The organism is Melghirimyces profundicolus, assembly GCF_003054245.1.
In the GTDB taxonomy this organism is placed as follows: domain Bacteria; phylum Bacillota; class Bacilli; order Thermoactinomycetales; family DSM-45169; genus Melghirimyces; species Melghirimyces profundicolus.
On the sequence record NZ_QBKR01000037.1, the window covers coordinates 1 to 24,247 of the forward strand.

Annotated in this window: 18 protein-coding genes; 10 read left to right on the plus strand and 8 right to left on the minus strand. The window is 56.6% G+C overall.

Translation table 11 applies throughout. From position 1 onward, the window contains the following. Positions 1-433 precede the first annotated feature (433 nt). Complete coding sequence (locus C8P63_RS17340; protein WP_108026277.1) at positions 434-1,630, plus strand: MFS transporter; 1,197 nt, start codon at positions 434-436, stop codon at positions 1,628-1,630. A gap of 434 nt (positions 1,631-2,064) precedes the next feature. On the opposite strand, the gene C8P63_RS17350 is transcribed toward C8P63_RS17340, so the two are convergent. Further along, a complete protein-coding gene (locus C8P63_RS17350; RefSeq protein WP_108026281.1) occupies positions 2,065-3,780 on the minus strand; it encodes an Rqc2 family fibronectin-binding protein in 1,716 nt (571 codons plus the stop codon). Between the two features lie 502 nt (positions 3,781-4,282). Here C8P63_RS17350 and C8P63_RS17360 point away from each other — a divergent pair. From C8P63_RS17360 to C8P63_RS17380, 4 genes are all read left to right on the plus strand, one after another. After that, a complete protein-coding gene (locus tag C8P63_RS17360) occupies positions 4,283-7,027 on the plus strand; it encodes a calcium-translocating P-type ATPase, SERCA-type (RefSeq protein ID WP_245920997.1) in 2,745 nt (914 codons plus the stop codon). Positions 7,028-7,137: 110 nt separating this feature from the next. After that, on the plus strand, positions 7,138-7,974 hold the full coding sequence (gene dapF / locus C8P63_RS17365; RefSeq protein ID WP_108026285.1) for a diaminopimelate epimerase: 837 nt from the start codon (positions 7,138-7,140) through the stop codon (positions 7,972-7,974). Between the two features lie 153 nt (positions 7,975-8,127). Beyond that, entirely contained in the window at positions 8,128-9,420 is a 1,293-nt protein-coding gene (gene ilvA / locus C8P63_RS17370) for a threonine ammonia-lyase IlvA (protein WP_108026287.1), read from the plus strand. Between the two features lie 968 nt (positions 9,421-10,388). Then, complete coding sequence (locus C8P63_RS17380; RefSeq protein ID WP_170109739.1) at positions 10,389-10,751, plus strand: group I truncated hemoglobin; 363 nt, start codon at positions 10,389-10,391, stop codon at positions 10,749-10,751. A gap of 41 nt (positions 10,752-10,792) precedes the next feature. Here the strand turns inward: C8P63_RS17380 and C8P63_RS17385 are convergent, their stop codons facing one another. Further along, entirely contained in the window at positions 10,793-11,620 is an 828-nt protein-coding gene (locus C8P63_RS17385; RefSeq protein ID WP_108026294.1) for a M55 family metallopeptidase, read from the minus strand. A gap of 211 nt (positions 11,621-11,831) precedes the next feature. On the opposite strand from C8P63_RS17385, the gene C8P63_RS17390 reads away from it, so the two are divergent. Then, positions 11,832-12,866, plus strand: coding sequence for a CHAP domain-containing protein (locus tag C8P63_RS17390; protein WP_108026296.1), 1,035 nt, complete (start codon positions 11,832-11,834; stop codon positions 12,864-12,866). 92 nt (positions 12,867-12,958) lie between these two features. On the opposite strand, the gene C8P63_RS17395 is transcribed toward C8P63_RS17390, so the two are convergent. From C8P63_RS17395 to C8P63_RS17410, 4 genes are all read right to left on the minus strand, one after another. Beyond that, on the minus strand, positions 12,959-13,411 hold the full coding sequence (locus tag C8P63_RS17395; protein ID WP_108026298.1) for an ASCH domain-containing protein: 453 nt from the start codon (positions 13,409-13,411) through the stop codon (positions 12,959-12,961). Positions 13,412-14,155: 744 nt separating this feature from the next. Beyond that, positions 14,156-14,416 carry a hypothetical protein gene (locus C8P63_RS17400; protein ID WP_108026300.1) on the minus strand — a complete coding sequence of 87 codons (261 nt, stop codon included), beginning with the start codon at positions 14,414-14,416 and terminating at the stop codon, positions 14,156-14,158. Positions 14,417-14,514: 98 nt separating this feature from the next. Continuing rightward, positions 14,515-15,039, minus strand: a complete 525-nt coding sequence (locus C8P63_RS17405) for an S-ribosylhomocysteine lyase (protein WP_211308306.1) — start codon at positions 15,037-15,039, stop codon at positions 14,515-14,517. Between the two features lie 24 nt (positions 15,040-15,063). Further along, positions 15,064-15,789: a 5'-methylthioadenosine/adenosylhomocysteine nucleosidase gene (locus tag C8P63_RS17410; RefSeq protein ID WP_170109740.1), complete on the minus strand. Its 726-nt coding sequence runs from the start codon at positions 15,787-15,789 to the stop codon at positions 15,064-15,066. 257 nt (positions 15,790-16,046) lie between these two features. Here C8P63_RS17410 and C8P63_RS17415 point away from each other — a divergent pair, with 257 nt between their 5' ends. Further along, positions 16,047-17,402: a glucose-6-phosphate isomerase gene (locus C8P63_RS17415; protein ID WP_108026306.1), complete on the plus strand. Its 1,356-nt coding sequence runs from the start codon at positions 16,047-16,049 to the stop codon at positions 17,400-17,402. Between the two features lie 238 nt (positions 17,403-17,640). Here the strand turns inward: C8P63_RS17415 and C8P63_RS17420 are convergent, their stop codons facing one another. Next, entirely contained in the window at positions 17,641-18,522 is an 882-nt protein-coding gene (locus tag C8P63_RS17420; RefSeq protein ID WP_245920998.1) for a DUF1002 domain-containing protein, read from the minus strand. Positions 18,523-18,773: 251 nt separating this feature from the next. Next, positions 18,774-20,465 (minus strand): phospho-sugar mutase, encoded by a 1,692-nt coding sequence (locus C8P63_RS17425; RefSeq protein WP_108026312.1) that lies wholly within the window; start codon positions 20,463-20,465, stop codon positions 18,774-18,776. A gap of 288 nt (positions 20,466-20,753) precedes the next feature. Here C8P63_RS17425 and C8P63_RS17430 point away from each other — a divergent pair, with 288 nt between their 5' ends. The 3 genes from C8P63_RS17430 (at position 20,754) to C8P63_RS17440 (ending at position 23,829) form a co-directional block, all read left to right on the plus strand. After that, the gene (locus C8P63_RS17430) at positions 20,754-21,980 is read left to right on the plus strand and encodes an ABC transporter substrate-binding protein (RefSeq protein ID WP_245921000.1); all 1,227 of its coding nucleotides are present in this window, start codon (positions 20,754-20,756) and stop codon (positions 21,978-21,980) included. Positions 21,981-22,045: 65 nt separating this feature from the next. Then, positions 22,046-23,014: a carbohydrate ABC transporter permease gene (locus C8P63_RS17435; RefSeq protein ID WP_245921002.1), complete on the plus strand. Its 969-nt coding sequence runs from the start codon at positions 22,046-22,048 to the stop codon at positions 23,012-23,014. Next, positions 23,011-23,829 (plus strand): carbohydrate ABC transporter permease, encoded by an 819-nt coding sequence (locus tag C8P63_RS17440; protein WP_108026318.1) that lies wholly within the window; start codon positions 23,011-23,013, stop codon positions 23,827-23,829. The genes C8P63_RS17435 and C8P63_RS17440 overlap by 4 nt, the downstream gene beginning before the upstream one ends. Positions 23,830-24,247: the final 418 nt, after the last annotated feature.

Sequence of the window (24,247 nt, forward strand, 5' to 3'; positions counted from 1 at the left end):
ACTTGTGCTCTGTGAGTGCATAGCGAGACCGGGAGTGAAGCGACCTCAGGCGAGACTTGTGCTCTGTGAGTGCATAGCGAGACCGGGAGTGAAGCGACCTCAGGCGAGACTTGTGCTCTGTGAGTGCATAGCGAGACCGGGAGTGAAGCCCCAGGCGAGACTTGTGCTCTGTGAGTGCATAGCGAGACCGGGAGTGAAGCCCCAGGCGAGACTTGTGCTCTGTGAGTTCAGCCGGAGTGGCTTGGGGTACATGCTGCCGCTCATTTTTTAACATTAATTCCAGGTTCGAAAACGCACTCAACCATCGTCGAACCCCCTTTTTTATTGGTAAATCCTGTCGATCGGAAAGGATGGGGGGCAACCATATGGAAGTTACAAGGTGCCGTCGGGAGACCATTTTGCATCCGACAACAAGGCATGGGAGGATGACGTGATGAATGATAGGCGTACCTATCATCCGTTGGTTTGGTTGCTGCTGGTTTCCACCGGATTGGGCCGGACTTCCGTCTTCATGGTATTGCCGTTTCTCACCCTCCACCTTTCCAAAATGGGATATACCGCTTTTGAAGCGGGTCAGGTGGTGGGAGCGGGCTGGCTGGTGGGGAGTCTGGGCGGGTTGATCGGAGGTTTTGTCTCCGATCGGTGGGGACGGATGCCGGTTCTTCTGACCAGCCTGTTTTTCTGGTCCCTCACCTTTTACGGCTTTGCCTTGGCCGAAAGCTTCGGATTCTTTCTGTTGCTCAGTGTCATGAACGGGGTTTGCCGCTCATTTTACGATACCATTTCCAAATCGCTTTTGACCGATTTGGTGCCGAAAAAAGATCAGGCACGGATCCTGGGACGGAGCTATCTTTCCCTCAATCTGGCGTTGGCTGTGGGACCGCTCCTCGGCGTTTATTTCGCTCAATACTCGTCCGTTCTCGTTTTTGTCGTCACCGGTTCCGTGATGAGCTTCCTGGTGATCGTGATGGGATGGGCGGATCTTCAGTACCGGGGGGATCTTCCACCGTTTCCGGGACCGGGGAGCGGTCTCTCCACCGTGATGAAGTCGGCGGTCCGGGACACGTCCCTGCTGTTTGCCTTGTTGATGGGGATCATCTTCACCATCGGGTACGCCCAGATCGAGACCACCCTGCCTCTCCATCTGAAAACGGAGTCCCTCTCCGTTTATCCGGCCCTGTTGACCACCAACGCGATCCTGGTCGTCCTGTTCGCAATCCCCATGTCCAACTGGGCGGGCAGCCAATCCCCGATCCGGGTGATTCTCATCAGTTCCCTCTTGTTTGCCGCCGGTTTGGTCCTGTTCGGCACAGATAAAGCCTCTTTGCTGTTTGCGGGGATGGCGGTGATCACATTGGCGGAGACGATGTTTTTCCCCGTCTGGGAAGCGGGCGTGGCCCAACTGGGTCAGGACAGGGGCATGAAAGGGGTCTATCTGGGAAGCAGCGGCATGATCCAGCTGGGCTTCTTTGTGGGGCCGGTGCTGGGCGGCTGGCTGCTGGACCGGACCGGGGGGACGGTCACCTTCGGCATGATGGGGGCACTGGCGCTTTCCATCCTCCTCATGCCCCTGTGGGTCCGGTTCCGGGACGCCGCCGACTTCCGGCAGGAAACCGAGGAAGCGGCGTAGAAAAAACGGAAAGGACACCAAAGGTGGACCCGGCAGAGTGCCGGGACTTTACTTTTGAACAGGAAGAGGGGAAAGCGGATGGTGTCATTGGGACAATTGGAACGGGATTTATCAAAGCTGTTCCGTCTGGATGCATTCGATCCCGACCCGGCTTTTTCCCGGTTCCTTCCGGCGGTGTACGAGGAGACGGATTTGGATTGGAGACGGGAATTGGAACCGGTGTTCACGGAGACGTTCAACGGGTGGATGATCCGCGGAGAGGCGGAAGTGGGCCGGGTGTTTCTTGCGGTTTTTCCCGCGGATGGCGTCGGTAAAAGAGACCCTGATGAAACGCTGGCTGGAGGATCGCTATGGAATGGAATACGTCTTGGTTCCCCAAGAGAAGTGGTGGGTATGAAGAATAAAGAACCTTCCACCCGCGGGTGGAAGGTTCTTTATTCTTCACTGCTCTTTTCCAGCTTCCGGATCCGGTTTTCGTCGGGGGTGACGAAGAGGGTTTTCTGCTCTTCGTAGATGACGAATCCCGGCGGGGCGCCGGAAGGTTTTCTCACGTGTTTGATCAGGGTGTAATCCACGGGCACTTGGCTGGATTCCCGGGCTTTGCTGTACCAGGCGGCCAACATGGCCGCCTCCAGGAGGGTTTCTTCGCCGAAATTTGTTCCGCGGATCACCACGTGGGAACCGGGGATGTCTTTCGTGTGAAGCCAGGTGTCGGTCGGCGAGGCGGTGCGGTGCGTGAGAAAATCGTTCTGCCGGTTGTTCCGACCCACCAGGATTAAAAAGCCTTCGGAAGAGCGGTAGGAAGCCGGCTTCGGCCGCTCTCGCCTTTTTTTCCGCCGGGAGGGGGATTTGGATTTGATCCACCCTTCTTCCCGCAGCTCCTCTTTGATTTCTTCCGCTTCCCGGGGCCCCGCGTCCTGAAGCTGGACCAGCACCGATTCCAGGTACTCGTTTTCCCGTTTTGCTTTTTGGAGCTGTTCGGTGTTCCACTTTTTCGCGGACTTCGCTTTGTTGTAGAGGCGGAAATATCGCTGGGCGTTCTCCGACGGGGTCAGTCGGGGATCGAGGGGGATCGTGACTTCGGGCGCGTCTTCCTCATAGTGGTTGATCACTTTCAGTTCTTCGTCCCCCCGGTTCACCTGATGCATGTAAGCGGTGAGGAGTTCCCCGCGGATTCGGTAGGTCTCCGCCTTTTCCGTGTCCGCCAGCTCCCGTTTCAGTTTCCCGATTTTCTTCTCGTTTTTGTCGATGGCGTTTTTCAGGTTGCGGATCAGGTCGAGGTTTTGTTGGCGGGTCCGGTTCCGCTCCGCCTTGCCGGCATAGAAAGACTCCAGGCACCGGCTGACCGAGTCGAAGCTTTCCCGTTCCCCCTTCAGGTGGGTGAGGCGGAGGACGGAGAGAACGGTTTTTTTGCCATAGACGATATGGGGCTCGTATCGGTGGGCACGGACCGCCTCCATCATTTCAGAAAAAGCGGTCCAGAGCCGGTCCCGGTCCCCCGGACCGCCGCGATGGACAATTTCCCGTGCCGTCTGGGGGCCGATGCCGGCAAACCGGGCGACGATCTGTTTGTCCAACTTTCCCCGGTTGAAATCCAAGGCGCGGAGGAAGGTGTCCCGGTCTGCTTCCAAGGGGTTCTGTTTGTCCTGCTCCGGCGGGGGCTGGTAGGGAAGGCCGGGCAATACCTGCCGGTGGCGGCTGACGTCGGGGGTGACCCGGCGGATCCCATCCAGAATCCTGCCGGAGGCGGGATCCGTCAGGATGATGTTGCTGTGGCGGCCCATCACCTCCACCACCAACCGGCGGATCACTTCGTCCCCCAGTTCGTCCCTGCTCTTGATGTCCAGGTGAACGATCCGTTCCATCCCCACCTGGCGAACCGCTTCCACGATGCCCCCCTCGCAGTGTTTCCGGAGCAACATGCAGAACATCGGCGGCGTCAGGGGATTGTCTGTCGGTTGCTCCGTCAGGTGAAGCCGGGGATATGCCGGATGGGCCGACAGCAAAAGCTTCCGGTTGGTTCCCCTGGAGCGGAAATGGAAAATCAGGTCGGTCTCTCCGGGCTGGTAGATCTTGGCCGCCCGGCTGCCCACCAGTGTCTCCTCCAGTTCCCTCACGACGGCGCGGATGGCGATGCCGTCCAAGGACATGGCGGTTCCCCCTTTTCTTAATAATACGCTCCCTAAAAGCGTTGTGAAAAAGTGAGCGGCAGCATTTACCCAAAGCCGCTCCGGCTGCACTCACAGAGCACAAGTCTCGCCTGGGTCGCTTCTCTCCCCGGTCTCGCTATGCTGTCCTGCAGAGATGCAGGGACTGTCCGCTCCGAATCATCCTGCTGCGGGCAGGGGCAAACGCCTTCGGATGCAACACAGAGAAGCTTTTGCCCCTGAACGCCCTTGCAGACTGTTCTCCGCTGGGCAGGACAGCAAAGTCGCTATTTTGGGTAAACGCTTCCCCTTTTCTCAAAACGAACATGAAATCACAACGCTCCATGAGTCCAACCTCCAGTATAGCATGCCGGCCGAGGGTGGGCACGTCGTTTCAGAGACCGCCCTGGTTTGGATGTTTCAGTTTCTCTTCTCCCGTGGCATGTTTCACAGCCTGTCTGAATAAGGTGGTCTTGAAGATTGTTTGGACAAAGGGGGAGGGAACGTGTCGGAAGGCAGCCGTTATCTGGACTGGGACACGGAGCAACTGACCGCCCATTTCGGCGTCGATCCCGCCGAAGGACTGAGTGATGCGGAAGCCGAAAAGCGAAAAAATCAAGTGGGACCCAACCGATTGGATGAAGGAACTTCTCTGTCGCCGCTGGCTTTGTTGCTCAACCAATTCAAGGACTTTATGGTATTGGTATTGCTGGCAGCCACCTTGGTCTCCGGATTGTTGGGCGAATACACGGACGCCATCGCCATTATCGCCATCGTGGTTTTGAACGCCGTGCTGGGGTTCGTTCAGGAGTTCCGGGCGGAGAAATCCCTGACTGCGCTGAAAGAACTGTCCGCTCCCATGGCCCGGGTAAAGCGGAACGGGGCATGGAAACGGATCCCGGCGGAAGATGTGGTCCCCGGGGATCTGGTTTCCCTGGAGAGCGGGGATCGGATCCCCGCCGACCTCCGCTTGATCCGCACCGATAACCTGTACATCGAAGAATCGGCGTTGACCGGGGAATCGGTCCCGGTCAGCAAGACCGATGCCAAAATCGGCGGGGGGGACATTCCCCTGGGCGATCGAAAGAACATGGGCTTTCTGGGGACGATGGTCGTTCGGGGGACGGGGATCGGCCTGGTGGTTTCCACGGGGATGGAGACGGAGATGGGCAAGATCGCCCACCTCATCCAGACGACGGAAACCATGCAAACCCCACTCCAAAACCGCTTGGAACAATTGGGAAAAGTACTGATCGTGGTTTCCCTCTTCCTGACCGCGGTGGTGGTGCTGACCGGCATCGTCCACGGGCATGACGCTTACAAGATGTTCCTCGCCGGGGTCAGTCTGGCGGTGGCCGCCATTCCGGAAGGGCTGCCTGCGATTGTCACCATTGCCCTCGCCCTCGGGGTCCAGCGGATGATCCGGCGCCGGGCCATTGTTCGGAAACTTCCATCGGTGGAGACGTTGGGCTGTGCTTCGGTGATTTGTTCGGACAAGACCGGTACTCTGACACAAAACAAGATGACCGTCACGCATCTGTGGATGGACGGTCGACAGCTGGAAGTCTCCGGGTCCGGATATGATCCGGAGGGCGGGTTCACCGCCGAAGGTCGGAAGGTAAAGGTCCAGAAGGATGCCGGGTTGAAGCGTCTTCTGGAAATTGCGGTATTGTGCAACAATGCTCAACTGATCCGGGAAACCGGCCGGGAGGGAATGCTGAGAAGGAAAAAGGAAAGCTGGCGGATCGACGGGGATCCGACCGAGGGTGCTTTGATGGTTTTGGGAGCCAAAGGGAATCTGACGCGGGAGTCGATGGGGGAATACTGGAACCGGGTTAAGGAATTCCCTTTTGATTCCGAAAGGAAAATGATGTCCGTACTGGTGGAGGACAGTCAAGGAAAGCGGTGGGTGATGAGCAAGGGAGCGCCGGATGTCCTTTTGAACCGGTGCACCCACGTGTTGCAGGAAGGACGGCCGGTTCCTCTGACCGAATCCATGCGGCGGAAAATCCTTTCCAACAACGACCAGCTGGCAGCGATGGCGCTCAGGAACCTGGCGCTGGCTTACCGGGAATGGAGCGGCACGGTACCGGATAAGGAATCCGCCGCGGAGAAAAACCTGGTGTTTGTGGGATTGGCGGGCATGATCGACCCGCCCCGGGAAGAAGTGAAGGAGGCGATCCGGACCTGCCGCCGGGCGGGAATCCGGACGGTGATGATTACCGGGGACCATCAGACCACCGCGGTGGCCATCGCCCGTCAGCTGGGCATTCTGTCCAAAGGCGGACTCACCGTCAACGGCGGTGACATCTCCCGGATGAGCGATGAGGAGTTTGAAAGCAAAGCCAAGGACATTCAGGTATATGCCCGGGTTTCCCCGGAACACAAACTGAAGATCGTCAAGGCCCTGCAGAAAGAAGGCCATGTCGTGGCCATGACCGGGGACGGGGTGAACGACGCCCCGGCGATCAAGGCATCGGACATCGGAATCGCCATGGGAATCACGGGGACCGACGTTTCCAAGGAAGCGTCCTCCCTTGTCCTGTCGGACGACAACTTCGCAACCATCGTCGCCGCCATCGAGGAAGGCCGGAGCATCTACGATAACATCCGGAAGTTCATCAGTTATCTTCTGGCAAGCAATGTCGGGGAAATTTTGGTGATGTTTCTGGCGATGCTGGCGGGGATGCCGCTGCCCTTGGTTCCGATCCAGATCCTGTGGGTCAACCTGGTCACCGACGGCTTGCCCGCGATGGCCCTCGGGGTCGACCCGGCGGAAGAAGACACGATGGACCGTCCGCCCCGGAACAGCCGGGAGAGCATCTTCGCCCGGGGAGTGGGGTGGAAAATCGTCACCCGCGGTCTGTTGATCGGTCTGTTCACCCTTGGGGCTTTCTGGATCTCTTACAATGAAGCGCCCGACGATCTGGTTCGCGCTCAGACGATCGCCTTTTCCACTTTGGTTCTGGCTCAGCTCATCTATGTGTTTGATTGCCGCAGCCAGTTGACTGTCTTTCACCGGAATCCCCTGAGCAATCTGCCGTTGGTCCTGGCGGTCGTCTCATCGGCCTTGCTGCTCTTGGTGGTGATGTACTATCCGCCCTTGCAGCCCATCTTCCACACCGTCTCCCTGGGCCTCAGGGAATGGGCCTTGGTGATCGCGGCGGCGGCCATGCCAACCCTCTTGGCCGGGGGTGTCGACCTCTTGCGTCCGGAGCGGCGTTTGGTCCACAACGGGAAAGGCCATTGAAAAAACGAATCCGCTGCGATATGCTCAAAAAAAGAACCGGATGTGAAGGTACCCGATGGTGCACGGCACCATCGGTTCGCTTTTATCCGACGGAAAGGAAGCCGATGGGCATGCGTTTTACAAAGATGCACGGATTGGGAAACGATTTTGTGGTGGTGTCGGCACCTCATTTGCCCGAGGGGGCCGGGGAGATCGCCCGGCAGGTGTGCGACCGCCATTTCGGCGTGGGCGCCGACGGCCTCGTTTATCTTCTCCCCTCGGAGAAGGGGGATTTCCGTATGCGGATCCTGAACACGGACGGGAGTGAAGCGGAGCAATGCGGGAACGCCGTCCGGTGTGTGGCGAAATACTACTTCGAGCGGATTTCCGGAGCCCGGCGGGAGCTCTCCGTGGAAACGGGAGCCGGTCTGCAACGGGTCTGGCTGAAAACCGAGGCACGGCAGGTCAAGGAGGTCCGGGTCGACATGGGGGAACCCGTGCTGGAGAGCCGGCGCATTCCTGTCGATGTCGCGGAAGACCGGGTGGTGAACCATCCGGTGGAGGCGGGCGGGGAACACTTTCGCTTCACCGCCGTCTCGATGGGAAATCCCCATGCCGTCCTCTTTGTCGATGATGCGGCGGAGTATCCGGTGGAACGCATCGGACCCCTCCTGGAGGCACATCCCCTGTTCCCCAACAAAACCAATGTGGAGTTTGTCACCGTCCGGTCGGAAGATGAACTGGACATGCGGGTGTGGGAACGGGGCGTCGGCCAGACCCTCGCCTGCGGCACCGGAGCCTGTGCCAGTGCCGTGGCGGCCGCACTGAACGGAAAAACCGGCCGGACCGTTCTCGTCCACCTGAAGGGCGGGGATCTGAAAATCGAATGGAACGAAACCGATAACCGTGTCTACATGACCGGGCCTGCGGAAACGGTATTTGAAGGAGACTGGACCGGGAACCGTTGACGAAGGTATTCATGAACATTCGCCTGCGAAGAAGCCCCCGATGCCGGGGTTTTTTTGTTTCAGGTTTTTTTGTCTTTTTTCCGGGAAAGCATTGCTTTCATGAGGGGGGGTGAGTGTATAATGATCTGAAAATCCAACGGGGGGCCTGTATCGATGGATACTTCATCGCTAACGACGACCAATGTGAAAACTCCGGAAAAGCCGGGGGTGTCAGTGGAAGAGATCCTCTTTGCCAACCACGTGCTGAAAGATGTGATTACCCACACCCCGTTGCAGCGGGACCCCGTTCTCTCCGCCCGGTATGATTGCGACGTATACCTGAAACGGGAAGATCTGCAGGTGGTCCGCTCCTTCAAGATCCGGGGGGCCTATAATGTGATCCGGCATCTGCCGCCGGAGAAGTTGAAGCGGGGAGTTGTCTGCGCCAGTGCGGGAAATCATGCACAGGGGATCGCTTTCTCCTGTCACAGCCTGCAGGTTCCCGGCACGATTTTCATGCCCCATACAACACCCAAACAGAAGATTTCCCAAGTGGAGTGGTTCGGGGGATCTTTTGTGGAAGTGAAGCTCACCGGAGACACCTTCGACGATTCCCTCTCGGAGGCGCTCGCCCACAGCGAGGAACACGGAATGGCCTTTATTCATCCTTTTGAAGATCCCAAGACGATCGCCGGACAGGGAACGGTGGCGTTGGAGATTCTGAACGACCTTTCCAAGCCGGCGGACTACCTTTTCGTCGGGATCGGGGGCGGGGGCCTGGCCGCAGGGGTCGGCTCCTATGTCAAAAGTCTCAGCCCCGCCACCCGGGTGATCGGGGTCGAGGCGACCGGAGCCCCGTCGATGAAACGATCGGTGGAGGCAGGGCGTGTGGTCCCTCTGGAAGATATCGACAAGTTTGTCGACGGGACCGCCGTCCGAAAAGTGGGAGAACTCAATCTGGAGATATGCAAGGAAGTCGTGGACGAGTTCACCCTGGTTCCTGAGGGAAAGGTATGCACCACCATCCTCAACCTGTACAATGAAAATGCCATCGTCGCCGAACCCGCCGGAGCTCTCTCCATCGCGGCCCTGGATGCCCACCGGGACCGGATCCGGGGCAAAACCGTGGTCTGTATCGTCAGCGGCGGCAACAACGATATCGACCGGATGCAGGAGATCAAGGAACGTTCCCTGATCTATGAGGGGCTGAAACACTACTTCACCGTCAACTTTCCCCAACGGGCCGGGGCCCTGCGGGAGTTCCTCGATGAGGTGCTCGGCCCCGACGACGATATCACCCGGTTTGAATACACGAAGAAGAACAGCAAGGAAAACGGTCCCGCCCTCGTCGGCATCGAGCTGAAACGCAAAGAGGACTACGGCCCCCTGATTGAACGAATGGATAAAAAAGGATTCCAATACATTGAGATCAACAAGGATCCTCACCTGTTCAACTTGTTGATCTGACACCTCTTATAGGATGCGGGTTCTCTGTCCTGAGCACCTCGTCCGGATTCGTGGACTCCCTTTTCCGGATCGCAACCGGAAGCTTCAGAATTTCCATATACGGGAACCGTACAGGAAGCGTTGTGAAAAAGTGAGCGGCAGCATTTACCCAAAGCCGATCCGGCTGCACTCACAGAGCACAAGTCTCGCCTGGGTCGCTTGCTCCCGGTCTCGCTATGCACTCACAGAGCACAAGTCTCGCCTGGGTCGCTTGCTCCCGGTCTCGCTATGCACTCACAGAGCACAAGTCTCGCCTGGGTCGCTTGCTCCCGGTCTCGCTATGCACTCACAGAGCACAAGTCTCGCCTGGGTCGCTTGCTCCCGGTCTCGCTATGCACTCACAGAGCACAAGTCTCGCCTGGGTCGCTTGCTCCCGGTCTCGCTATGCACTCACAGAGCACAAGTCTCGCCTGGGTCGCTTGCTCCCGGTCTCGCTATGCACTCACAGAGCACAAGTCTCGCCTGGGGTCGTTCACTCCCCGGTCTCGCTATTTTGGGTAAACGCTTCCCCTTTTCTCGAAACGAACATGAAATCACAACGCTTCTGGTGGGAGGCGAAGAAAGTCCGGGGAAGTTATACCAGAGAAGTCCGGCAAACCCGGGCTTTTCTTTTGATTGGAAAGCCGGAACCCATCCTGCAGGAGGGTCGAATGAGGGATGTCCAGGTGCAACGGTTTTTTCGAAATACCCGTTTCAATCATGTGGACACCTCGCGCACAAGTTCCAACACAGGAGAAAAATGGTGCGGGGGAGGGGACGGGTGCAGGCACTTGGCCTGTGGTTCAGGTTTTTGGTCCTTTCGGCTGTTATTCCCCGAAATTCCCGTTTGGAATTGAATCTTCCCCAAAGCCCGGAAAATCTTGGATGAGACAAATCCGTTGACGGAATGGTAGACTTCGATCAAAGACAGACAGGAGGCGACGGTTGTCTTGCATGAGCTATCCCTTTATGAACTGTTGGGAGACGATGGTGTGGCATCGATCGTAAATGAATTTTATGATCGGATGTTTGCCGACGAGCGGGTTCGCCACTATTTTGAGGGGGCGGACACTCATACCCTGCGAACCCACCAAATGTACTTCTTGGTCAGTTACGCTCTCGGGGGCCCGAATATTTACAAAGGCACCAAATTAAGCAAAGCGCACCAGGGGTTGAACATCACCGACCAGGCTTATGAAATCACCATCCGTCATATGAACCGGGCGCTCCGAAACCATGAGGTTCCCTTGGAAATCTGTTCCAAAATCGAAGCCTTCATGCGGGGTGTCAAACCCCATATCGTGAACAAGTAACGGGAAGAGCCTCCGGAAATCCGGAGGCTCTTTTCTGCCCGTCAAAACATCTTCGCGTTTTCAGAAGCCGCCAGGACCGAGCGAACCGTGGCGAGCAACCCTCGGGGGTTCTCGGGGGTGAAGGAGACCGCGGAGTCGACGGGGTGGAGTTCCACTCCCGGCAACATGGCAGCCGCTTCCGCCGCCCCGGTGTGGGAGAATTCCATCCGGACCCGGATCGGATCGGGCAGACGGACGGGCGGGATCCTCCCGGCTGCGGAGAGGGCCTCCATCGTCCCCTGTCTCAAACGCTCCTCACACTCGGTCAGCGAACAGCACTCGGCGGCGGTGCGGGAGACGGCTTTTTTCACCACCGCCGTTTTGGCTGGGGGAACCCAGGAACGTGCTTCTTCCGCCATCCGGTCGTCACCGGTCACCAGACAGGACGGAACCCCGAGAATTCCCGCAAATGCACTGTTCAATCCGAATTCCCCGACGGGGCGGCCGTTGAGGGACAGGTTTTTTATCACGGGTGAGATGGTGTGGCTCAGGATGCCGGAGACACCGTGACGGGTGTGGTAGCCCACGTAAAAGGCGGCATCAAAACTTTCGTCCAAACCGTGCATCATGAAATCGGGGCGGGGAAATCCGCCGATCAACCGGACTTTCGGGTGAAGCGACTCCAATAAAAGATTGTTCCCATCCTCATGACCGTCGGCAACCACAATCTCCTTCACCCCAAAATCCAACGCCGCTTTCACGACGGTGTTCACGTCCCGTGTCATCAGTCGTCGGCCGTATTCATAGTTCCGGCCGCTGTGAGGAAGGATGTGGGAGGCATCATGGATGCCCGAAATCCCTTCCATGTCGGCCGAGATAAAAAGTTTCAATCTTCTCCCCTCCTGAAATGAGTTTATCATGAAAGAGCCGTTTAAGTCCGGTCCGTCCGGTGATGACTTCGAGAGAATCCCTGTATGAACCGATATCGGAAGAGTTGGAATATGGAGGAAGGGTTGGACAAATCGGGGGAGTTTGTGTTATACATGGACGTCGGAAAGAGAGATCCGGAACAGAGATTGTTCTGACAGGGAGAGGGTTGGATTGAAACCGTACCGTTGGATCGCTCTTCTGTCCGCCGTGACCGTGGCATTGGTTTCCACTCCCATACATACGGTTCAGGCGGAAGAAGGGGAAGCGAAAGCCGAGATCAACCGCGTCCAAAAGAAACAGGACGAGGTCCAAAACAAGGTGAAAAAGCTTGAAAAAGAAATCAAGCCCCTGAAAGAGAAAGCCGCTGAAATGGAAAAGGATATTAACCGGACGAACGAGAAAATCAATTCCATCCGGAAGAAAATGAAGAAAAACGAAAAGCAGTTGGAATATCACCAAAAACAATACCAAGACAGCGTGAAATTCATTTATGAGCAAGGCGGGACGGGTTCCCTGGAGAGTCTTCTGACCGCCGATTCCGTTTCGGAATTTCTGGCCCGCCTGGAAATGCTCCGTCTGATCGCCAAGGAAGACGAATACAATTTCCGCAAATACGAGGAGATCAAAAAAGAGCATCTGCGTATGACCCAAGCAATGAAAAAATGGAAGAAGAAACAAAAAAAGAAAGTGGAAGAAACACAAAAACAATACAGGAAGATCGATACCCAACTGGAGAAAGCCGAAAACCTGCTGGACAACCTGGGGAACAAGGAGAAAACCCTGAAGGCCTCCCTGCGGAAGGTGGCCGCATCCCTTTATCCTTTGAAAAACGCCAGCACGTCCGGGGTGGATCCCTGGGGATTTTATAACCGTCAGTGCACCTCTTTTGTGGCCTGGCGTCTGAACCGGGACGGGATCGATTTCTCCAATACCATGAAAGGCGGTAAATTCGGCAACGCCAGTAACTGGGACGATAACGCCCGGAAAATTGGATATGCCGTCAACGACACCCCCACCGTCGGGTCGGTGGCTCAGTGGAACCCGGGAGCCGGAGGTGCCGGCAGTGCCGGACACGTGGCCTATGTCACCGCCGTCAACGGGAGCCAGGTCACCGTCGAAGAATACAACTGGGAGGTCGACCACGGCTTCTCCAAACGGACCGTCGATGCCTCCGAAGTCAGCAACTTCATCCATTTCACGGAGTGATCAAAGCACCGGCCTCAGCCGGTGCTTTGATCACTTTTAAAGACGGGATGGTCAGTCAATCGCTATTTTCGAATGCCAAGAAAAGATGCCTGTTATTTCTTTACATCCATTAATTCAAAACGCTCACAAACCAACAACAGATCTTCTGTAAATTCACGACCGATCTTGCTTAACTCTTCCTTAAAAAATTCTTTATGAACTTCCTTCCAATAACGATAGGTTCGATCCCCTTCTCCTTCCGCAACAGCAAAGTCTTCAGGAACTTCATTCATCGGCATCATTTTGACTTCTGTTGTTTTAATAATGGCTACAGGCACATCCATGCTGTTTAAGAGAATGCTGTAATCCCCAACAGAAGGTAATGGTTCATTTTCCATTTCATAAAAAATAAATGCAGAGCAGGTCGCTGTTTTTACACCATCAATCACTAATTGAGCTAAATGGTCGGGATTAGCTCCAAATGACCATGCGCTGACTGACTGGGGTTTTTCTTTACTTTGGCCTTTCCAAAATGAAGTCCAATACATTTGTGCTGCCTGATTCATTTTTAAATCCCTCCCAATATATTAATCTTAGCAGAAAGAAACCTCCCTTGGGGGAGAGATTCACACACCACCTACTTTCCGAATGCCCAGAAAACCACGATCACCATCAACCCGAGGATGGCCCCGATCCAAAACCATTTTGAGCCCCTGTTGCCATCACTGTCATTTTCGGGATCGGGGTTGTGTGATGGAACAGAGTCGAATGGATCCACGAAACATTCCCCCTTTTATGGTTGAAATCCTAATAAAGGCGGGGCAAGCGGTCCAAAAGCTCTGGCAGGGCGATGCGGGCTTCCAGGCGGGCAAAATCCGGGTTCCCGGCCGGCCGGGGAGGCGAAGAGGGAGGTTCATCTTGTAATAAGATTCTACAGATCGGACAGAAAACCTGGCTTAAAAAGTGAGCGGCAGCATTTACCCAAAGCCGCTCCGGCTGCACTCACAGAGCACAAGTCTCGCCTGGGTCGCTTACGCTCCCCGGTCTCGCTATGCTGTCCTGCAGAGATGGTTGCACTGTCCGCTCCGAATCATCCTGCTGCGGGCAGGGGCAAATGCCTGCGGATGCAACCCAGAGAAGTTTTTGCCCCTGAACGCCCTTGCAGGCTGATTCTCCGCTGGGCAGGACAGCAAAGTCGCTATTTCGGGTAAAACCTTCCCTTCTTCTGAGCCTATAAATAAATCACAACGCTTCCAGGTGTGGGTCCATCTTCTTGATATATAAAAAAGGGCTCCCGGGCGGGAGCGGGTTCATCTCTTTGTTAATGGTCTTTCCATCAAGGTCCTCCGGACGAGGTTCAACTTTTCTTCCACGTAACGGATGGGATCCGCCAGGCGGTTGGTTTCCAGGTGCATCTCAGCCAGAGTTTCCGCTGCCCGGCAGAGATTATCGACGGCGATCCGGAGATCGGACGGATCAAACCGACCTTCATGAACCGCGACTTGCAACTGAAGTTTGGTCAGGCTTCTGCGGATCCGCTTTACCTTCTGCTGTTCCTCCAGAGTCAACACTCCGGTATCCCTCCCCTCTCGTCCTCTTTATCAATCTATGGTTGGGTCTCTATAAAAAGAACCTGCCCTCTGAAGGGCAGGTTCTTGGAAGTGCTCCGTTATACATCGGACCGGCGGGGCCAGTCGGGGAGCGTTTCCCGTTCTTCCGCGGTGTAGTCTTCCCGAAAGACTTTCAAAAGGTCGCTTTCACGGACGGAAAGAAAACGCCGGGCCCACAGCTTGGCTCCTTCCAGATCGTGGTCCCGGTAATTGCCGCAGTGGACGGGGGAGCATCCCGGCACCCGGTCGGCTTTCAGGACGTCCTGAAGGGTCCGGATCATCAGGCGGGCAGCTTCTTCCGTTCGTTTCTTTCCGTGCATGATCAGGTAGAAGCCGGTACGGCAGCCCATGGGCGACAGGTCCAGCACCTCGTCGCTGTGGTTGCGGCTGTTTTCCGCCAGAAGGTGTTCCAGGGAATGAAGCGCGTCGGTGGGAATGAACCGTTCGTTGGGCTGGGTGAAACGGAGGTCGAATTTGGTGATGGTGACCCCGTTCAGTTCTTTCACGTCAGCCACCCGGACATAGGGGGCGGCGACCCGGGTATGATCCAGGTTGAAAGATTCGACATTGTAACGGTCGGCCATGGTCATCCACTCCTTGATCTGAAATCATCCGGACACGGGTTCCGCCGCCGGGGCTTTGGACTCCAAGTAGGCAGCCAGGAGGGCGGCATTCCGTTCCGAAATCTCGGCCAAAAAGGTTTCAAAGGACATCTCGGCCACTCCGTCGGCGTTATCGGATATGGAGCGGACGGAGACGAAAGGAATCCCGTTCAGATGGGCAATCTGGGCAAAGGCGGCTGTTTCCATTTCCACCAGGCCCGCTTCGGTCCCTTTCCGGATGGTTTTGCGCCGTTCACCGTCGGAGATGAATGCGTCGCCGGTGGCCACCCGGCCGGTGTGGCAGGTGAGCCCGAGCTCTCCTGCGATCCGGTCCAGATTTCGGGCCACCGTCACGTCCGAGGGGATGATCCGGGGGACGCGCGGGAGGGCATGAGGATTCTCGCCCACCCCGGTGCAGTCCACATCGTGGTAGATGGATTCCGTCACCAGAACGACGTCTCCCACCTGGTAACAGTCATCGAGGGAGCCGGCGGCTCCGATATTGATCACCTCGTCGGGTTGGTAAGTGGTGATCACATATTGCATGCAAGCGGCGGCATTGGCTTTCCCGATACCCGAAACGGCCAGGATCACCCGTATGCCGCGGAACTCGGCCACCGACAGGGTCATGCCTCCCACCCGGTGTTGGTCGCGGACCATCAGCCGCCGCTTCAGGGGCTCCAATTCTTCCTCCATCGCGGAGATCACAGCAACGGTTTGGGATTCAATCATTTCGGCGGTTCCTCCTTCCATGAAAGACAGCGATCCGACAGATACGGACCGGATGGACGGACTTTTGTCAAACACACGAAACATCATACCACGTTCGCGGCAGGCTGCCCATCCGCCTCAAGCTCCCGGAGTTAAACATTCTGTTAAGGGGATGCTTTCCATTTTGAATTCCCGCGACCTTTCCATTAAAATAAATGCGTTGAAATGATGGCAGACTGAAGGATGGAACTACCATACATACGAAGGAAGGGTGCATGATGGTCAAAGAACTCACGTTCGATTATTCCAATGCCCTTGCCTTTTTCGGCGGGCACGAGCTGAAACAAATGGAACCCGCCGTGGGGGCGGCCCATGATCTCCTGCACAAGGGGACCGGAGCGGGAAACGATTTCCTGGGCTGGATCGATTGGCCCTCGGATCACGACAAGGAAGAGTTGGAACGGGTGAAAAAGGCGGCGGAGAAGATCCGCTCTGACTCTGACGCCCTGGTGATCATCGGAATCGGAGGTTCCTATCTGGGAGCCCGGGCCGCCCTGGAGATGCTGACCCACTCCTTTTACAACGGTCTTCCGGCGGAGAAGCGGAACGGCCCGGAGATCCATTTTGCCGGCAACCACATCAGTTCCACTTACCTCACGCATCTTCTGGAACATCTGGAAGGGAAAAAGGTGAGTGTCAACGTCATCTCCAAATCCGGCACCACCACGGAACCGGCAATCGCTTTCCGGATCTTCAAAGACTGGATGGAAACACAATACGGACGGGAAGAAGCGGGCCGACGCATCTATGCCACCACCGACCGGAAAAAGGGGGCGCTGAAGAAGCTGGCCGACGCCGAAGGATATGAGACCTTCGTCATTCCCGATGACATCGGCGGCCGCTATTCCGTCCTGACCGCCGTCGGGCTCTTGCCCATCGCCGCAGCGGGGATCGACATCGATGAGATGATGGCCGGGGCCCGTACGGCTTCCGAAAGATACCGCACCCCCGACCTGGCGGAGAACCCGGCGTACCAATATGCCGCGGTGCGGAATCTCCTGTACCGCAAAGGGAAGACCGTGGAGCTGCTGGTCAACTACGAACCGTCCCTCCAGTACTTCTCCGAATGGTGGAAGCAGCTGTTCGGGGAGAGTGAAGGGAAGGATCAAAAGGGGATCTATCCCGCATCCGTCAACTTCACCACCGACCTTCACTCCATGGGGCAGTACATTCAGGAAGGGCGACGGGACCTGTTTGAAACGGTGATCCGGGTGGATCAACCGGCGGAGTCGATCACGATCCGGGAGGACGAAGACAACCTGGACGGTCTCAACTACCTGGCCGGACGCACCATGGACGAGGTCAACCAGAAAGCCTTCGAAGGAACGCTTCTCGCCCACACCGACGGCGGAGTGCCCAACCTGGTGGTCAGCGTGCCGGAGATCAGCCCCCACACCTTCGGTGAACTGGTCTACTTTTTCGAGAAAGCCTGCGGCATCAGCGGCTACCTGATGGGGGTCAATCCCTTCGACCAGCCCGGGGTGGAAGCCTACAAGCGAAACATGTTCGCCCTCCTGGGCAAACCCGGTTTCGAAGAAGAAGGAGAAAAACTGCGGAAACGCCTGGAAAAATAAAAATAAGGGAAGGACCCGGAATCGTGATTCCGGGTTTTTCCGGAGGGATGATTCAGACGGTTTTAAAAATAAAAATAACGGAGAAATGGGAACACAAATAGGAGTAAAGTGATGTTGCGGCATATTTTTATTCCATACATTAGAAGCGTTGTGATATGGTTGTCATGTGGGAAGCTGCAATAATGGAAAGAAAAAGAAAAGCGGACCGCTGAATGCGGTCCGCTTCTTTTCACGGTTATTATTTGCCCGTCAGAGAGTGGATCAGGTCGGACAGCCAGGCCAGGATCTTGTCCAAAAAGCCCTGGGCTTCTTCGGAGTTGGCCAAATCGCCCAGGCTGCCCTTCAGTTTTTCGAGCTGACTGCCGAGGGAATCCCAGTCGATGTTCAGCTGGGAGAACTGGAACATGACGTTGGTGATGTTGTTGATGTCCTGGTCATTCAGGTTGATGTTCAGATCGCCGGCTACGTTGACGATGATGTCGCGGACTTCCTCTTTGCTCTTGGGCTGCTGTTTGGCGATTTCATCCTTGACTTGGGTCATGAATTCAGCGGCTTTGTCCTTGTCGCCGATCTTTTGCCCCAACTCGGAGGTTTGTTTCATCTCTTCGTTGGCGACCTGACGCTGCTCCTGGCTGATCTGTTTGTTGGATGCTTTTTCGAACGCCATCATGATCCCGGTGAGAGCCGCGGTCCCGGTCACCGGTTTGGGAGAGGTGACATGGACATCCGCGTCCTGGACCCCGGCGGTCAGGAGGGCGTTGGCGTACATCTGCTCCGTCACGCGGGTGACGTTGTTGGCCTGGACCTTGATTCCGTTCCCCGGGTCGGTCAGGGTGATTTTGGCGGAAGAGTAGGCCTTGTTGTCTCCGCCGGCGGGAGCATTCCCCGTCGACGTTCCGCCATGGAGATACTGACGGATGTCGTCAATGCCGACATCAATGGTTTGTACATTGGAATCGGCCTTCATCTCCTGGAGAATGGACTGCCGTTGTTCCGGGGTCAGGTCCGCCCCCAGGGTGACCACCGTTTTGCCGGTGACCGCGTCGGCGGAGACGGTCTGTGGCAGTACGGCGGCAAACAGAAAAACGAACACCAGTGCCAAGATACTGCTTTTTTTCATACTCACTGTTGAAAACCCCCTTCGTCTCTAACCTTTAACGAGGTCGATCGCCGCGTTGTTTCCCTTATAACGTCTTTTTTGTTTGCAAAAATGATGTTTTTGTCAGTCAGAAAAGGAAGAAACAAACAGAATGGCTCCCGCGAGGATCAACCCTCCGATCATGCAGAGCAGCTCCTTGCCGATGTCTTCCTTCTTCATGGGGCTCTCTCCTTTAATAGACTTCGTGTTGGCGGTCCCCGGAATCCTGCGGATCAGTCTTCCAGCATCCCCCGCACGACCCTTTGCAGCCGGTCCAACCGGGTCCGGGCTTCCTCTTCCGACGGGGCGACCACGCTGAAATAGAATTTGATCTTCGGTTCGGTGCCGGAGGGGCGGATGGCGATCCAACTGCCGCCTTCCAACCGGTATTTCAGCACGTTGGCGGCGGGGAGGCCGTCGATCCCCTGTTGATAGTCTTTCAACTCCCGTACGGAAAGGCCTCCGATTACCCCCGGGGGACGGGTGCGAAACCGCTCCATGATCGAAGCCATTTTTTCCAGTCCGGCTTTTCCTTCGAATGTAAAGGAAAAAAGTGCTTCCCGGTACCAACCGTGCTCTTCGAAGATCCCGTGGAGAACTTCGTCCAAGGTGAGACCCTTGTCTTTGTAATGGGCGGCCATTTCGCAGCAGAGGAGAGCCGTCTGGACGGCATCTTTGTCCCGGACGAAGTCTCCCGGAAGGTAACCGTAACTTTCCTCGTATCCGAAAAGGAATGTGTGCCGTCCGCTTTCTTCATATTCTTTGATTTTTTCGGCAATGTATTTAAATCCGGTCAAAACGTCCTCCGTGGAAACACCGAAGCCTCCGGCGATGGACCGGCCCAGCTCCGAAGTGACCAGGGATTTGAGGATGACGCCGTTTTCCGGGAGGGTCCCTCGCTCTTTCCGTTTCTCCAGGAGATATTGGAGGAGAAGGGCCCCGATCTGATTTCCGTTGAATGCCACGTAATCCCCGGTGCGGTTCCTCGCGAGCAGGCCCAGCCGATCGGCATCGGGATCGGTCCCGATCACGAGGTCGGCACTTTGGTCGCGGGCCTGTTTCAGCGCCAGGTCAAGGGCTTGCGGATCTTCCGGATTGGGAGCGGTGACGGTGGGGAATTCCGGGTCCGGCTGTTCCTGCTCGGGCACGGTTTGGACGCCGGTGTAGCCCAACTCCTCCAGGATGCGCCGGACCGGGAGATTTCCGGTGCCGTGAAGGGGAGTGAACACGATGGAAAGGTCGCCGTTCGTTTTCTTCTTTCCCCGGAGGGAGAGAGTGTGAAGCCGTTCCGTGTAGGCCCGGTCCACCTTCGGGTCCAGGATCCGAATCCACCCCGCTTCCCGACCCTCGTCAAGGGAAAGGACGGGGAGGGTCAATTCATCCTGGATCCCTTCCATCTCGGTCAGGATCGCTTTCAGTTGATGGGGAGGGATTTGAGCGCCGTCCTCCCCGTATACCTTGTAACCGTTATAGGGAGCCGGATTGTGGCTGGCGGTGATCATGATACCGGCGGCCGCTTGCAGGTGCCGCACCGCGAAAGAGAGCATCGGGGTGGGGCGGAGGGAAGGGAAGAGGTGCACGCGGATCCCGTGGAAAGCCAACACACCGGCGGCTTCTTCGGCGAACTCCGGGGATTTTCGGCGGGAGTCGTAGGCGATAACGACACCGCGTTGCTTGACGGCTTCCCCCCGCCCCTCGAGGTGGCGGGCCAGTCCTTCCGTGGTCCGGCGGACCGTGTAACGGTTCATCCGGTTGGTTCCCGCTCCGATCAACCCCCGCATCCCGGCGGTGCCGAATTCAAGGTATCGGTAGAATGCTTCTTCGATCCCCGCCGGATCCAGGGAGCGGAGCGATTGTTTCAGGTCTTCATCCAGTCCCGGAAACTTCATCCAGCGTTGATACAGCCTTTGGCAGGTTGTGTTCATGGATCACACTCCAACTTCTGACTTGTGGCGAACTTGGCGATGTATTTCTTCGATATGAAAAATGGAACCTCCTTTTACGAATGTTCTTAATACAGAGGCGGATTCGGAATTCTGAGGACGGGTTTACAAGAAAACAGCGACCCCATTATAATTGGGAGTATTCAGATAAGTGCATCGATTGGGACTCCTGTCGGCTCAAAGGGTACCATTAAAGAAAGGGGAGAAAATGCATTGGGTAAAGGATTCCGTTGGGTCAGCCTGGCGCTGAGCCTCGCCCTGGTCTGGACGGTGACGGCCTGCGGCGGGTCGACTCCCGAAGGGGACAGCGCCGGAGACAACAAAGAAGTGGAGATTTTCAGCTGGTGGACGGGAGCCGGGGAAGAAGCAGGTCTGAAGGCCCTGATCAAACTCTTTGCAAAGGAAAACCCCGAGATCAAAGTGAAGAACGCCGCAGTGGCGGGAGGGGCCGGCACCAATGCGAAAGCCGCTCTGGCCACCCGCATGCAGGGGAACGATCCGCCGGACACCTTTCAGGTCCACGGGGGTTCGGAACTGAACGACAGCTGGGTGGCGGCGGGAAAGATGGAACCGCTGAACGGTCTGTATGAAGAACAGGGGTGGAAGAACAAGTTCCCGTCCGAGCTGATCGATCTGGTCAGCAAGGACGGAAAAATTTATTCCGTGCCGGTCAACATCCATCGGGGGAACGTGCTCTGGTACAACAAGAAAATCTTTGAAGAAAACGGAGTCGAACCACCGAAAACCTTCGACGACTTCTTTCAGGCGGCGGATCAGCTGAAAAAGAAGGGGATCATACCGCTGGCTCTGGGGGATAAGGAGCTTTGGACGGCCACCCACCTCCTGGAAACGGTCCTCCTCGGCAAGCTGGGACCGGAAAATTACAATCAGCTTTGGACGGGGGAACTTGCCCTGGATGATCCCAAGGTGAAAGACGCCGTCAAAACCTTCAAGAAAATGCTGACCTACACCAACAAGGATCATGCCGCGCGCAACTGGCAGGATGCCGCCCAGATGGTGGCCAAAGGGGACGCCGCGATGAACGTGATGGGCGACTGGGCGAAAGGGTACTTCACCACCGACCTGAAACTGAAGCCCAACAAGGACTTCGGTTGGGTTCCCACCCCCGAAACGGAAGGCAGCTTCATGGTGATCACCGATACCTTCGGGCTGCCCAAAGGGGCCAAAAACCCGGAAGCGACCAAAGAGTTCCTCAAAGTGCTGGGCTCGGTGGAGGGACAGGATACCTTCAATCCTCTGAAAGGCTCCATTCCGGCCCGGGTGGACGCCAATCCCGACAAGTATGACGAATATGGAAAGGAAACCATCGAAGCATTCAAGCACAGCAAATTGACGCCCAGTTTGGCCCATGGCTCCGCCGCACCGGAAGGGTTCGTGACCGGAACCAACCAGGCGGTCAATTCCTTCGTCACCCAAGGAAACATCGACGCCTTCGTCAAAACGCTGAAGCAGCATTTCAAACAAGCCAAAAAGTAAATCGGCAGGAAGCGGGCGGGCACTTCCCCGCCCGCTTCTGAAAGGGGGGCAGAAGCTTGAAGCCGATCAAGCGGTCACGAACCGGGACGGTACCCGAATTCCATTCGCAAACCGGCGGAAGAATCGATGAAAAATGGGTGGGCTTTCTCCTGCTCCTGCCGTCCCTTGCGGCCGTCGCCGTGTTCGTCTACGGCTTTATCGGATGGACGGGGGCCGTCTCCTTCACCCGCTGGAACTCCCTGGTTCCGGATTGGAGCTGGGCCGGGTGGGAGAACTATCTCCGTTTGTTCGGGAATTTCCGGTTTCAGTCCGATCTGAGAAACACGGTGGTCTTCACCATCCTGTTCATCGCCGTTTGCATGATCCTGGGCCTGACCCTGGCGGTCCTCCTGGACCGAAAGCTCAAGGGGGAGCATCTTTTCCGCAATATATTCATCTTTCCCATGGCCTTGTCGTTCATCGTGACCGGGGTGGTGTGGCAATGGATTTTCAACCCTTCCACAGGGGTGAACCTGTTTCTCGGGAAAATGGGAGTGGAAGATCCTCCTGTCTGGTATGTGGACACCCGGATCCTTCCCGGTGTGGAGTGGGGCGAGATTCAAGCCGGCATTCCTTTGGCGTTGATTCCGGTGGTGATCGCGGCGGTCTGGCAATTGTCCGGTTTTACGATGGCCATGTACTTGGCGGGGCTCCGGGGAATTCCGGATGAGATCCGGGAAGCGGCCCGCGTGGACGGGGCGGGGGAATGGCAGGTCTTGAGGCAGGTCATCCTCCCTCTCCTCCGTCCGGTGACCCTGAGTGTCATCATCATTCTGGGTCACATCTCCCTGAAAATCTTTGACCTGGTGGTGGCGATGACCGGCCCGGGCGCCAATTTTGTGACCGATGTCCCGGGGGTCTACATGTTTGAGGCCACCTTTCGCGGCAATCACTACGCTCAGGGGGCCGCCATTGCCGTCATTATGCTCGTGATGGTCTCCCTTCTCATCATCCCGTACCTCGTGTCCAACATGAGGAAGGAGGCGGACTTATGAGTCTGAAACCGGGCCGGCTCGCCTCGTATCTGACTCTCCTTTTGGCGGCCATTTTTTTCCTGATCCCGGTTTACGTGATGGTGATCACCAGTCTGAAAGGGTTGGAAGAGGCCACCCTGGACCGGATGTGGGAGCTGCCCGCCTCCCTCCGTTGGGAGAGTTACGCCGTCGCTTGGGAGAAACTCTCCCCTCACCTGATGAACAGCCTGTACCTGGCGGTGCCCGCGACGATCTTTTCGGCCCTGTTGGGTTCGCTGAACGGGTATGTCCTGTCCAAATGGCGGTTTAAGGGGGCGGATTCTCTATTCACGCTGGTGCTGTTCGGGATGTTCATTCCATACCAGAGCATCCTGATCCCCTTGATTCAGTTTCTTCAGAAGATCCAACTGTACAATACCATTCCGGGACTGATATTGGTCCATGTGATCTACGGGATTCCCATCACGACCCTGATTTTCCGGAATTTTTATGCCGGGATTCCCGATGAGATCCTGGAGGCCGCCAAGATCGACGGCAACGGCATCCTCGGCATCTACCGGCGGATCATCCTGCCCCTGTCCGTTCCCGGCTTCGTGGTGGTGGGCATCTGGCAGTTTACCCAGATCTGGAACGAGTTTCTCTTCGCTGTCACGCTCACTTCCTCTTCCCAGCATCCCGTGATGGTGGCTCTGCAAAACCTGTCGGGGAGCCAGATCGTTCAGTGGAACATCCAGATGGCGGGGGCTCTTCTGGCAGCTCTTCCCACCCTCCTGATTTACATCCTGCTGGGTCGCTTCTTCATCCGCGGCTTGTTGGCAGGTTCCCTGAAGGGGTAGAGAGCCCGGGACTTTTCGTCACCGGTCCGATCACGCTGTTCAGGCGTTGGCGCTCGGATCCGACCGCAAGAAGCGTTGAGATTTAATGTTCGATTCGAGAAAAGGGGAAGCGTTTACCCAAAATAGCGACTTTGCTGTCCTGCCCAGCGGAGAATCAGCCTGCAAGGGCGTTCAGGGGCAAAAGCTTCTCTGTGTTGCATCCGCAGGCGTTTGCCCCTGCCCGCAGCAGGATGATTCGGAGCGGACAGTGCAACCATCTTTGCAGGACAGCATAGCGAGACCGGGGAGAGAAGCGACCCAGGCGAGACTTGTGCTCTGTGAGTGCATAGCGAGACCGGGGAGAGAAGCGACCCAGGCGAGACTTGTGCTCTGTGAGTGCATAGCGAGACCGGGGAGAGAAGCGACCCAGGCGAGACTT

Bases quoted from the DNA above. Each gene is read 5' to 3' on its own strand.
- C8P63_RS17405 (WP_211308306.1), bottom strand. From the start codon at position 15,039: ATGGCCGACCGTTACAATGTCGAATCTTTCAACCTGGATCATACCCGG.
- C8P63_RS17415 (WP_108026306.1), top strand. From the start codon at position 16,047: ATGGTCAAAGAACTCACGTTCGATTATTCCAATGCCCTTGCCTTTTTC.
- C8P63_RS17410 (WP_170109740.1), bottom strand. From the start codon at position 15,789: ATGATTGAATCCCAAACCGTTGCTGTGATCTCCGCGATGGAGGAAGAA.
- C8P63_RS17340 (WP_108026277.1), top strand. From the start codon at position 434: ATGAATGATAGGCGTACCTATCATCCGTTGGTTTGGTTGCTGCTGGTT.
- C8P63_RS17425 (WP_108026312.1), bottom strand. From the start codon at position 20,465: ATGAACACAACCTGCCAAAGGCTGTATCAACGCTGGATGAAGTTTCCG.
- C8P63_RS17350 (WP_108026281.1), bottom strand. From the start codon at position 3,780: ATGTCCTTGGACGGCATCGCCATCCGCGCCGTCGTGAGGGAACTGGAG.
- C8P63_RS17420 (WP_245920998.1), bottom strand. From the start codon at position 18,522: ATGAAAAAAAGCAGTATCTTGGCACTGGTGTTCGTTTTTCTGTTTGCC.
- C8P63_RS17395 (WP_108026298.1), bottom strand. From the start codon at position 13,411: ATGAATCAGGCAGCACAAATGTATTGGACTTCATTTTGGAAAGGCCAA.
- C8P63_RS17440 (WP_108026318.1), top strand. From the start codon at position 23,011: ATGAGTCTGAAACCGGGCCGGCTCGCCTCGTATCTGACTCTCCTTTTG.
- ilvA (WP_108026287.1), top strand. From the start codon at position 8,128: ATGGATACTTCATCGCTAACGACGACCAATGTGAAAACTCCGGAAAAG.
- dapF (WP_108026285.1), top strand. From the start codon at position 7,138: ATGCGTTTTACAAAGATGCACGGATTGGGAAACGATTTTGTGGTGGTG.